Annotated in this window: 11 protein-coding genes; 6 read left to right on the top strand and 5 right to left on the bottom strand. The window is 33.0% G+C overall.

Features of this window, described 5'->3' with window-relative positions; all coding sequences use genetic code 11:
* Positions 1 to 158: AAA family ATPase (locus tag WBN21_RS07295; RefSeq protein ID WP_424198881.1), on the bottom strand; the 158-nt coding region annotated here is incomplete at its 3' end.
* Positions 159 to 430: 272 nt separating this feature from the next.
* On the opposite strand from WBN21_RS07295, the gene WBN21_RS07290 reads away from it, so the two are divergent.
* The 3 genes from WBN21_RS07290 to murA all read left to right on the top strand — a co-directional run bounded on the left by WBN21_RS07290 (position 431) and on the right by murA (position 2,760).
* Positions 431 to 724, top strand: coding sequence for a DUF493 family protein (locus WBN21_RS07290; protein ID WP_424198879.1), 294 nt, complete (start codon positions 431 to 433; stop codon positions 722 to 724).
* Between the two features lie 67 nt (positions 725 to 791).
* Positions 792 to 1,445: a DUF4290 domain-containing protein gene (locus WBN21_RS07285; protein WP_424198877.1), complete on the top strand. Its 654-nt coding sequence runs from the start codon at positions 792 to 794 to the stop codon at positions 1,443 to 1,445.
* Between the two features lie 7 nt (positions 1,446 to 1,452).
* Positions 1,453 to 2,760 carry a UDP-N-acetylglucosamine 1-carboxyvinyltransferase gene (gene murA, locus WBN21_RS07280; protein WP_424198875.1) on the top strand — a complete coding sequence of 436 codons (1,308 nt, stop codon included), beginning with the start codon at positions 1,453 to 1,455 and terminating at the stop codon, positions 2,758 to 2,760.
* Here the strand turns inward: murA and WBN21_RS07275 are convergent.
* The 4 genes from WBN21_RS07275 to WBN21_RS07260 form a co-directional block, all read right to left on the bottom strand.
* Positions 2,757 to 2,996 (bottom strand): hypothetical protein, encoded by a 240-nt coding sequence (locus WBN21_RS07275; protein ID WP_424198873.1) that lies wholly within the window; start codon positions 2,994 to 2,996, stop codon positions 2,757 to 2,759. The genes murA and WBN21_RS07275 overlap by 4 nt on opposite strands.
* Positions 2,997 to 3,126: 130 nt before the next feature.
* Positions 3,127 to 3,510 (bottom strand): hypothetical protein, encoded by a 384-nt coding sequence (locus WBN21_RS07270; protein ID WP_424198871.1) that lies wholly within the window; start codon positions 3,508 to 3,510, stop codon positions 3,127 to 3,129.
* An 83-nt stretch (positions 3,511 to 3,593) separates the two neighbouring features.
* On the bottom strand, positions 3,594 to 4,229 hold the full coding sequence (locus WBN21_RS07265) for an SGNH/GDSL hydrolase family protein (RefSeq protein WP_424198869.1): 636 nt from the start codon (positions 4,227 to 4,229) through the stop codon (positions 3,594 to 3,596).
* A gap of 139 nt (positions 4,230 to 4,368) precedes the next feature.
* A complete protein-coding gene (locus tag WBN21_RS07260; RefSeq protein WP_424198867.1) occupies positions 4,369 to 6,597 on the bottom strand; it encodes a M1 family metallopeptidase in 2,229 nt (742 codons plus the stop codon).
* A gap of 213 nt (positions 6,598 to 6,810) precedes the next feature.
* Here WBN21_RS07260 and WBN21_RS07255 point away from each other — a divergent pair, with 213 nt between their 5' ends.
* From WBN21_RS07255 to WBN21_RS07245, 3 genes are all read left to right on the top strand, one after another.
* Positions 6,811 to 7,344, top strand: a complete 534-nt coding sequence (locus tag WBN21_RS07255; RefSeq protein ID WP_424198865.1) for an inorganic diphosphatase — start codon at positions 6,811 to 6,813, stop codon at positions 7,342 to 7,344.
* 301 nt (positions 7,345 to 7,645) lie between these two features.
* Complete coding sequence (locus WBN21_RS07250; RefSeq protein WP_424198863.1) at positions 7,646 to 10,054, top strand: sodium-translocating pyrophosphatase; 2,409 nt, start codon at positions 7,646 to 7,648, stop codon at positions 10,052 to 10,054.
* Positions 10,055 to 10,137: 83 nt separating this feature from the next.
* A complete protein-coding gene (locus WBN21_RS07245) occupies positions 10,138 to 11,142 on the top strand; it encodes an App1 family protein (RefSeq protein WP_424198861.1) in 1,005 nt (334 codons plus the stop codon).
* Positions 11,143 to 11,398 lie beyond the last annotated feature (256 nt).

The following is an 11,398-nucleotide window of genomic DNA, read 5'->3' as shown; positions in this document are numbered from 1 at the left end:
GTTAAAAATAGTTGATCGATGCCTTGTTTTTTGGCGTCTAAAATAACTTGTCTAGAAATTTCCTCAAGACAAATATGACCTCTGTTTATAAGCTCGTTAACTAAGGTAGATTTTCCAGTTCCTGGACCTCCCGTAATGACTATTTTTTTAGTACTCAATGGCAAATTATTTGTTGTAAAAATCGGAATTTAAATGATTAAAAAAAAGCGGAAGCCGAACAATTGCAAATAGTCCATGGTTTTTAGGTTTGGTTTTTTGTTTGCAAGTGGTTGCGCTAGGGATTGCAGAAGAAAGCCCACAGCCCGACGCAGGAGGTGCGAGGACTTGTAACGGAAAGCCCGACCTTTTTAGGGAGCGCCCAAATAATAAGATTTTAATTTTTTTTAATTCTATTCTGGTAACGTATATTTGCGCCATAATTTTTAAACCTATGAGCACACCTCCAGATTCTGAAGAGTTTTACAAAAAATTAAAGGGTCAGTTGTTAGATACTGCGCTTTGGCCATCGGAATATTTATATAAATTTATAGTGGTTACTGATAAAGAAAAGATTATTAAAATAGAAGACATTTTTAATTATTTGGGGGCTGTTATTGAAACTAAGGAGTCTAAAAACGGGAAATATACAAGTGTTTCCATTAATGTAACCATGAAAAACCCTGATGCTGTGATTAGTAAATACAAAGAAGTTGCAGAAAAGATTGAGGGTGTGATTAGTCTTTAATTTTTTTTTGTATTTTGCGCATGCATAGAAAACTACATGCAAAAACCTTAAACTCTACACATTTATTTTGATAGATAATTTAGAATACAACACAGAGCGTGAACATTTAATTATTCCTGAATATGGTCGCCATATGCAGAAAATGATTAATCATGCTAAAACCTTTGAAACAAAAGAAGAACGTAACAAAGTGGCGAAAGCTATTATTGCCGTAATGGGGAATATGCAACCGCATTTAAGAGACGTTCCTGATTTTCAGCATAAACTTTGGGATCAACTTTTTATCATGTCTAATTTTGAATTGGATGTTGATTCGCCTTATGAAATTCCTACCAAGGAAATTTATGAAGAGCGACCAGAGCCGTTAGAATATCCTCAGAATTTCCCGAAATATCGTTTTTATGGAAATAATATTAAAACCATGATTGATGTTGCCAATACTTGGGAAGAAGGCGAACTTAAAGAAGCATTGACTTATACCATTGCAAACCACATGAAAAAGTGTTTTTTGAATTGGAATAAGGATACTGTGGAAGATTCGGTTATTTACGACCATTTATTTGAACTTTCTGATGGAAAAATAAACTTGAAAAATACGGAAGAAGATTTGTCTGATTCTACAAGTTTGTTGCGTACTAAAGGGAAGTACTCAAATACTAACAGCAGTAAAAAAACACACCACAAAAAGAATACTAATAACCGCCAAAGAAAACGCTACTAATCAAAGCATGGGAACATTTAAAATTGAAGGTGGTCACCAATTAAAAGGAAAAATACAACCTCAAGGTGCCAAAAACGAAGCATTACAAATTTTATGTGCTGTTTTATTAACTCCGGAACTTGTAACGATTAATAATATCCCAGATATTGTTGATGTTAATAAACTAATAAGCTTACTAAAAAAGTTAGGTGTAAAAGTTGAAAAACTAAAAAAAGGCACGTACACTTTTAAAGCTGATAATGTTGACCTAAAATACCTAGAATCAGATCAATTTAAAATTGATGGTCGCGGTTTACGTGGGTCCATTATGATTGTTGGCCCTTTATTAGCGCGATTTGGCAGAGGCTATATCCCAAAACCAGGTGGTGATAAAATTGGAAGACGCCGATTGGATACGCATTTTGAAGGCTTAATTAAGCTTGGTGCTAAATTTCGCTATAGCAAGGAAGAGCAGTTTTATGGTGTTGAAGCAAAAAAACTAAAAGGAACTTACATGTTGCTTGAAGAAGCTTCTGTTACTGGAACTGCTAATATTGTAATGGCTGCTGTTTTAGCAGAAGGCCAAACAACAATTTATAACGCCGCTTGCGAACCTTATTTGCAGCAACTTTGTAAAATGTTGAATAGAATGGGTGCCAAAATTAGCGGTGTAGGTTCTAATATGTTAGTTATTGATGGTGTTGATAAATTAGGGGGTACTGACCACACGATGCTTCCGGATATGATTGAAATTGGAAGTTGGATTGGACTTGCAGCTATGACAAAAAGTGAATTGACTATAACCAATGTATCTTGGGATGATTTGGGAGTTATTCCTTCAGTTTTTAGAAAATTAGGTATAACTGTTGAAAGAATAGGCGATGATATTCATATTCCTGCGCATACCAACGGTTATGAAATACAAAGTTTTATTGATGGTTCTATATTGACCATTTCTGATGCACCGTGGCCAGGATTTACGCCAGATTTATTGAGCATTATTTTGGTGGTAGCAACGCAAGCAAAAGGAAGCGTTTTAATACATCAAAAAATGTTTGAAAGCCGTTTGTTCTTTGTGGATAAACTAATTGATATGGGTGCCAAAATAATACTTTGCGATCCGCATCGTGCTACCGTTATTGGCCATGATTTTAAATCGACACTTAAAGCAACAACCATGACCTCGCCAGATATTCGTGCGGGTGTTTCGTTATTAATTGCGGCACTTTCAGCCAAAGGAACCTCTACAATTCAGAATATAGAGCAGATAGATCGTGGTTACGAAAATATTGATGAACGTTTACGAGCTATTGGCGCTAGAATTGAGCGTATTTAATTTAAAGCTAGTTTAAAATTAGAATGAACTATTTTTAAAGTAGATGGAAACTGGTCTTCTACTTCCATAATGTCATCATTTTTTAATGAAGCTATGTAATCCTGTAAAATAGAAAGTGGAATGTTAATACATTGCGCCGTTTTTATATGACGCTTGAATTCTATTTCTAAAGTTTCATTTTTTTTATTGAAATTCAACTTTTTAATAATGGAGGGGTTTAAGCTAAGGCGTATCATAACTATTTGGTTTTAAAAGGTTGGTATATAAAGGTAGCCTTAAAATTGTATATAAAAAATAAGCATTACTACGTATTTTTTGTAATGTATTGAGGTTTCCAGAGTGGAAAGAAAATGACTATTTTGCTCTTTATTTTACTTTAATTATTTCTAATTCTAAAGATTTAATTTGAGGATCGGTACTTTTTGAAATACAATTATATCCATCAGAAAAGGTATTAGTAAAAGTTACTATAAAAACTTTACCAATAAAATTATTCGGATTTGTATTTTGAGCATTGGTACAGGTAAGTACGTATTCACAATCATTTGTCCACTCAATTAAGCTATAAATTTGAATCCCAGACTTACTGTTAATCTCAATTTGAACAGAATCTGTTCTTGTAATTGACCATTCTGAGTAAATAGGATTTGAATATTTAAATTCACCTGTTTTAAAATTAGAACAAGGCGTATTTTGACTGAATATTAAAAAGGACGATAATAATATAGTGAGTGAGATTAGGTTTCTCATATGAGATTGGTTTGGTTGGTTGTATCAAATATAAGTAATTTCGTATAAAAAATGTTTAATTTTAAGGTATTTTTGTAATAATTTTATGGTTTTTTTAAATGTTTGGTTAGAATTTTAGTTATGACATTAGCCGCTATTTCACTTCCTTTATTCGAAGGATGGAAATTATCAGGGCCGTAATAATCAAACTTTTTTGAACTTTCGAAATAATTTTCCCAAACGGATCCTACTGGTAATAAAATGGCGTTATTGATTTCTGCAGCTAATTCGTAATTTTTTATAACGTTTTCAAAAGAATCGTAATTGTCTAGTGAGGGCCAAACCATAAAATAGGCTAACAATGCGTGGTTCTCCTTGCAGATGTCTTGATATTTTTTACCGTATTCAATTAACATCTTTTTACCATGAGGCTGAGATGATGGCCCTTGTTGTATTATAACAATATCGAATTTTCTACTTTTTATTAGTTTTTGAACATGGCCTTTTTTCCAATGATCAGATATTGAATAATTTGGTTCCGCAATCATCTCAGTTTCTAAATGATATCCTGAGTATTTTGCTCTTGTTTTTATCAAATTTGGTAAATCATTGGTTGAAGTTAGGCTGTTTCCAATGAATAGGATACTATAGGACTCTTGTTGATTTTGCCCAAAGGATTGCAGCGCAAAGCACAAAATAAAAGTTATTGAAAGTAAGTGTTTTAAAAATCTAAAAATCATATATAGCGAACTTTTTTTCAAAAATTTATTAAAACACATAAATTTTTATGAGTTTTAAATATTTATAACTGCTATATATGTCTTGGGAGAATGAAACATATTTAAAATAAAAATAAAAATTAAATTTCTAATTGGGTAATTAATTATTGGTTTTTTTATTTTTAAAAGTGTCAAAACCCGATTTTTCATCCTCTTTAGGAAACGTATTGTTAGTCATATCGGTATCAGCAAATTCAAAATTAGGATCTAAATTTACTTTACTAACTTCTTTGTCTTTAATAAAAGTTTCTTGAATTTCATATTCGTTTCTTCTCCAGATATCTGAAGGCAAGGTGTCTATTTCGGAAGTTCCATCAGTAAAGATCCATTCAATGGTTACAGGCATAACTAATCCGCCTTTATTCTTTATGGTTACTTCATAAATATTTTTTCCAGCTAGCTGTTTGCGTACTTCTGGCTCGTCTATTCGAGATAGAAATTGGCCATAAGCATTATCTGGCGTAGCAGTCATAGTAATTACTTCGGGTCCATTTTTAAAGTCTTTTTCATCCGTTTCGTTGGTAGTACTTTGTGATGCAATTTTGACTTTCGATTTACTTTTTTGATCTTCAATATTAGAATCCTCTTCAAAAACTTTAAACCATTTTACATTGCTTAATTCCATGTCTACATTATCAGTTGTAAAAAACCAACCTCTGTAAAACCAGTCTAAATCTGTAGCGGTAGCATCTTCAAGCGTTCTAAATAAATCTCCTGGATTTGGGTGTTTGTATTTCCAACGGTTTGCATATTCTTTAAATGCTTCATCAAAAAGTTCTTTTCCAATGATAGAGTTTCTAAGCATTTGTAAACCAACCGTCGGTTTAAGATAAAAATTAGCACCAAATTGCGACATAAGTTCATTATCAGAATTTGTCATAATGGGGCGTAAAATATTTTTATCACCACTCATAAAAGGCACAATACTTTTAGGCGTCACGTTGTTATATTCTGGGTAACGTTCAGTAACGGTTCTTTGATGTAAAAAGGTGTTTAAGCCTTCATCCATCCACATCCATTTACGTTCGTCTGAACTTACAATCATAGGGAACCAGTTATGCCCAACTTCATGAATTATAGTACCCACCATGCCTTGTTTTGCTCTTTCACTTATTTCGCCATCAACAGGTCTTCCGCCATTAAAACTAATCATTGGAAATTCCATACCAATATTTGATGTATTAACCGAAATACAAACTGGATACGGATAGTCGAAAGTAGCTTCTGAATACACTTCTAAAGCATGCATAATGGCCATTGTAGATTCTTCTTGCCAAACAGGTAAACCTTCTTTTGGATAGAATGACATGGCCATAACCGTATTAGTTGGTAATTTTACAGCTTGTGCATCCCACATAAATTTTCTGGACGATGCAAAAGCAAAATCTCTGACATTTTTGGCGGTAAATTTCCAAGTTTTTTGTTTTGAAGATTTTTGTTTTTCATTAGTTTCAGCCTCTTCCTTTGTAATAATCATAACCGGTTTATCAAAAGATTTTCTGGCTTCATCCAATCTTTTTCGCTGAGTTTTTGTTAAAATAGATTCGCTGTTTTGAAGCAATCCAGTAGAGGCAATTATATGATCTTCAGGAACGGTAATTTCAACATCATAATCGCCAAACTCTAAAGCAAATTCTCCAAGTTTTTGAAATTGTTGATTTTGCCAGCCTTCGGTATCATTATAAACCGCCATTCTAGGAAACCAATGTGCAATTAAATATACGGTATTATCATCTTCAGGAAAGTATTCATAACCTTCTCGAGACAGTAAATACATGCTTCTATCTGTAATTGGATAAGACCAAGAAATTGAAAGACTCGTAGATTCACCTGATTTTAATATGCTATTCAATTTAACTTTCATCATGGTATTATTAACCATGGTTTTAATATTATTTCCTGAGGCATCTTTTACCGATTTAATAGTATATCCTGCAGGGAAATCGATCGCGCGTGTTAGAAATTGCATCTGCCTGGTGGTTATAGAATCTTTCATTCTATTATTTATAGCACCAAAATCTTCATTTTCTTTTTTGTTTACATTTTGTTCCAGTTGAATCCATAAATAACTTAAATCGTCTGGAGAGTTATTAAAATAAGTGATGGTTTCTTCACCTGAAAGGGAATTAGTTTTCTCATCAATTTCAGCTTTAATTTTATAATCAGCACGCTGTTGCCAATAAGCTTTTCCTGGAGCTCCACTTGCAGTTCTGTAGGTGTTAGGTGGGGCAATCATATTATCAATAGGTTCAAATTTCCCTTGCCATGGTTGGTTCTGTGCTTGAATTGAAAGTGCAAAAAATAGAAGAAAAGAAATCAAAATTCTCATGAGCGATTATGTATTTAAATTAGTCAGGCACAATATAGTAATTATTGTCAATTATTTCTTTCAATATTAAAATATCCTAGTGTTTAGATTAATACTAAATAAAAATAGGTTAAGTGAAATTTTAAAGTTGCTTAAAGGCAAAGTGTTCTGTACATTTGTAGCGTAATAATGATAATTTATATATCTGAATATAAGGTAGTAAAAATAATTTATATGAGTGAAAAAGAGAAACAATCATTAACATTCGATGTGTTAATTGAAATACCAAAAGGGAGTAGAAATAAATACGAATACGATTTTACCTTACACAAAATCCGATTTGATCGTATGTTATTTTCTTCCATGATGTATCCTGGTGATTACGGATTTATTCCAGAAACTTTAGCATTAGATCAAGATCCGTTGGATGTTTTGGTTATGGGAACAGAGCCAACTTATCCGATGGTTGTTATGGAAGTGAGACCTATTGGTGTGTTCCATATGACAGATGAAAAAGGACCAGATGAGAAAATTATTTGCGTTCCGGTTTCTGATCCTATTTGGAGTAATAACTATGATATTAGTGATTTAAATCCGCATCGTTTGAAAGAAATAGAGCATTTCTTTCAGGTTTATAAAGATTTAGAGAAGAAAAAAGTAGATACTGGAGGCTGGGGAAATGCTGAGGAAGCAGTTAAAATATACCATGAGTGTGTTGCCCGATATGACAATAGTGAACATAAGAAAAAACGCACGTTTACAATCTAGTTTGTCAAATTCATAAAAAATCAAAAAAAAAACCATCTTTAACTTAAGATGGTTTTTTTGTTAAAAAAGTTATAAAGCATTTTTTTGAATTGATATTAACTATTGTAAACTAAGATTCAATACGTAATTTCGATTATAATCTTGACCAAAAACTAACATATGTCATAGTATTGAAAATATAATATTTTAATGGTGTTTTAAATACCATATCTTAAATTAATAGTGGCTTTTTTTATCACATTAATTTCCATACTTTTGGGGTTTTAAAAAAATAATTTATTTAATAACTAACTAATTGAATATGGAATTAATAGTAAAATTTTTACCGCTTTTTGGTGTTGTAGCTTTAATATTCGTTTTTCTAAAAAGCGGATGGGTTTCAAAACAAGAAGTAGGTAATGAAAAAATGTCACGTATCGCTAAAAATATCGCTGATGGTGCCATGGCATTTTTAAAAGCCGAATACAAGGTTTTAGCAATTTTTGTGATAGCAGTTGCTATCCTTTTATATTTTAAGGGTGCTTCGGAAGCAGGTTCTAACGGAATGGTAGCAATATCATTTATTGTGGGAGCTATTTGTTCTGCTTTGGCTGGATTCATCGGAATGAAAGTGGCAACCAAAGCTAATGTTAGAACTACTGAAGCTGCAAGAACATCATTAGGACGCGCATTAGAAGTTGCGTTTGCTGGTGGAGCTGTAATGGGCTTAGGTGTTGTAGGTTTAGGTATCTTAGGGTTAAGCGGTTTATTTATGCTGTATCAAGGTATGTGGCCTGGAGCCGAAAATCTTGGAATGGTATTAAATGTACTTTCAGGATTTTCGTTAGGAGCGTCATCAATTGCATTATTTGCACGTGTTGGTGGTGGAATCTACACAAAAGCTGCCGATGTTGGAGCTGATTTAGTTGGTAAAGTTGAAGCTGGTATTCCAGAAGATCACCCGTTAAATCCTGCAACTATTGCAGATAATGTTGGTGATAATGTTGGAGATGTCGCTGGAATGGGAGCTGATTTATTTGAATCTTATGTAGGTTCTATAATAGGTACTATGGTATTAGGAGCTTTTATTCTAACACCTGGTTTTGATGGTTTAGGAGCTGTTTACTTGCCTTTAGTGCTTGGTGCTGTTGGTATCATCATGTCTATACTAGGAACATTTTTTGTAAAAGTAAAAGATGGTGGAAATCCACAAACTGCTTTAAATATTGGTGAATTTGGTTCAGCTGGATTAATGGTTGTAGCGTCATATTTTATAATTAATGCATTAATTCCTGAATCCGTTGAAGGTTTACCTTTTGGAGCAATGGGTGTATTTTGGGCAACTATTGCTGGTTTAGTAGCTGGTTTAGGTGTTGGTAAAATAACTGAATATTATACGGCAACAGGTAAAAAACCTGTTATGTCAATTGTTGAGCAATCTGAAACAGGTGCTGCGACAAATATAATTGCTGGTTTAGGTGTTGGTATGATGTCAACAATGATTCCTATTCTTTTAATTGCTGCCGCTATTATGATTTCTCATCATTTTGCTGGATTATATGGTATCGCTATCGCTGCTGTTGGTATGTTAGCAAATACAGGAATTCAATTAGCAGTTGATGCTTATGGTCCTATTTGTGATAATGCAGGTGGTATTGCTGAAATGGCTGAATTACCTAGTGAAGTTCGTGAACGTACTGATAAATTAGATGCTGTTGGTAATACAACTGCAGCAGTTGGTAAAGGTTTCGCCATTGCTTCTGCTGCATTAACGGCTTTAGCATTATTTGCTGCTTTTATGAAAACAGCTCATGTAACCGCCATTGATGTGTCTCAGCCTAAAATTATGGCTGGATTATTAGTTGGTGGAATGTTACCATTTGTGTTTTCTGCGTTGTCTATGAACGCTGTTGGTAGAGCGGCTATGGCAATGATTGAAGAAGTGCGTCGTCAATTTAGAGATATTCCTGAGCTTAAAGCGGCTTTGGGTGTTATGAGAAAATATGATTCAGACATGACCAAAGCAACTCCTGCTGATAGAGCTATTTTTGATGCAGCTGATGGTGTAGCAGATTATGGAAAATGTATTGATATTTCAACTAAAGCATCCATTAAAGAAATGGTATTGCCTGGTTTATTAGCTAGTGCTGTTCCAGTTGCTGTTGGTTTTATAGGTGGTGCTGAAATGCTTGGTGGACTTCTTGCAGGTGTTACAACTTGTGGGGTGCTAATGGCAATCTTCCAATCTAACGCCGGGGGTGCTTGGGATAACGCTAAGAAAACTATCGAAGAGCAAGGTAAAAAAGGAACAGATGCTCATAAAGCGGCTGTTGTAGGTGATACTGTTGGAGATCCATTTAAAGATACTTCAGGACCTTCTTTAAATATCTTATTAAAATTAATGTCGGTTGTTGCCTTGGTAATTGCACCAAGTATAGCAATGGATGCTAGTGATATTTCAGCTTATGCAAACAACATAAATACTGCAGAGCAAGTTGAAGTTTCTAAAGAAATTAAAGTAGAAATGACAAAAAATGATGATGGAACTACTAAAGCTGTAGTGACAACTGTAACAACCAAAAACGGTGAATCATCAACAAATTATGAAACTTTTGAAGGAACTGAAGCAGAAGTAAAAGCCAGTATTAGTTCATTAAAAGCGGATGAAAGAGATATTATGGTTGAAACTAAAAAAATCATAAAAGAGATTGAGGAAGAAGTTGTAAAATAATTCACTTATTTTCTTTTCGAAATTTTATAAAAACCACGTTTGCTAACGTGGTTTTTGTATTTTTATGTACAATCAAAATATCTATGTTTAAAAAAGATCCACTTCAAATAATTGCTTTTCAAACCTATGGTAAATCAAACCATCTATATTTAAGAGGACGAGCCATTGAAGATGAAAGTATTAATCTGGAGAATCAAAATGCTATTAAATTGCTTTTTAATGCATGGAAGCGATTTGAAACGGACGAGATTAAACATACGGAACTTCGTGTTAGAATAGGAAAAGATAAATTCTACTATACAAAAACGGATCACAGAGGTTATTTTCTTTTAAATGAACCAGTTGATGATTTAAGTGATCATATTAATGAACAAGGTTGGGTAAAGATAGAATTCTCATATCAGCAGGAAAAAATTACTAGAGTCATTCAGTCAGAAAATAGATTCCCAGCTGAAATGCTTATTCCATCAAATAACGCATCCTTTGGAGTTATTAGCGATATTGACGACACCATTTTACATACTGGTGTAACCTCAATTTTAAAATGGCGTGTTATAATTAATACCTTATTTAAATCGCCTGAAAAGCGTTTACCATTACTAGGCAGTCCAGAGTTTTATCATTTATTGCATAAAGGGAAATCTGGCCAAGAGGCAAATCCTATCTTTTATGTCAGCCATAGTCCTTGGAATTTATACCGGTATTTAGAATTGTTTTTAAATAAAAACAACTTTCCAAAGGGCCCAATAATTTTAAGAAGTTTTCCTAAACTTTTTTCTAAAAAAGGTGATGATAAAATACCACAGAAACAAAAGGAAATTTTGAATCTTATTAAAACTTATCCAAACCTTAAATTTATTTTAATTGGTGATAGTGGTGAGCATGATCCAGCAATATACTTAGAAATAGCAGAAAGTAACCCTAACAATATTACAGCTATATATTTAAGAAGTGTTAACGATAAAGGTAAAATTGCTAAAGTAAAGCAACTTTATAAAGATTTTGATATAGCTCCCATACTTCTCATAGAAGACGGTGGTCAAGCGCTACAGCATGCTAAAGATCATGGGTTTATCAATATTTCTTAATTAACCCTAGTTTTAATATATAATTTAAAATTAGAAAATCTTTGTATTATATTTGGATTGGTATACCAGTTTGGTTTACCAAAAACACACATCCTAATATCCATGAAAAAATATTTGTTTTTAATTGTGTCTTTCTTGATTGCTAATATTCATGCTCAAATTGTTACAAATAATACCGAACTTCAAAATGCTATTACAAATGCTACTTCAGGTTCAACAATTATATTAGCCAACGGCGTTTGGAATGATATTACTA

Origin of the sequence: Algibacter sp., from assembly GCF_049667265.1 — a bacterium.
Lineage (GTDB): Bacteria > Bacteroidota > Bacteroidia > Flavobacteriales > Flavobacteriaceae > Algibacter_B.
This window is presented reverse-complemented; position numbering and strand designations above follow the sequence as displayed.

Bases quoted from the DNA above. Each gene is read 5' to 3' on its own strand.
- WBN21_RS07255 (WP_424198865.1), top strand. From the start codon at position 6,811: ATGAGTGAAAAAGAGAAACAATCATTAACATTCGATGTGTTAATTGAA.
- WBN21_RS07245 (WP_424198861.1), top strand. From the start codon at position 10,138: ATGTTTAAAAAAGATCCACTTCAAATAATTGCTTTTCAAACCTATGGT.
- WBN21_RS07265 (WP_424198869.1), bottom strand. From the start codon at position 4,229: ATGATTTTTAGATTTTTAAAACACTTACTTTCAATAACTTTTATTTTG.
- WBN21_RS07275 (WP_424198873.1), bottom strand. From the start codon at position 2,996: ATGATACGCCTTAGCTTAAACCCCTCCATTATTAAAAAGTTGAATTTC.
- WBN21_RS07260 (WP_424198867.1), bottom strand. From the start codon at position 6,597: ATGAGAATTTTGATTTCTTTTCTTCTATTTTTTGCACTTTCAATTCAA.
- WBN21_RS07270 (WP_424198871.1), bottom strand. From the start codon at position 3,510: ATGAGAAACCTAATCTCACTCACTATATTATTATCGTCCTTTTTAATA.
- WBN21_RS07250 (WP_424198863.1), top strand. From the start codon at position 7,646: ATGGAATTAATAGTAAAATTTTTACCGCTTTTTGGTGTTGTAGCTTTA.
- murA (WP_424198875.1), top strand. From the start codon at position 1,453: ATGGGAACATTTAAAATTGAAGGTGGTCACCAATTAAAAGGAAAAATA.
- WBN21_RS07290 (WP_424198879.1), top strand. From the start codon at position 431: ATGAGCACACCTCCAGATTCTGAAGAGTTTTACAAAAAATTAAAGGGT.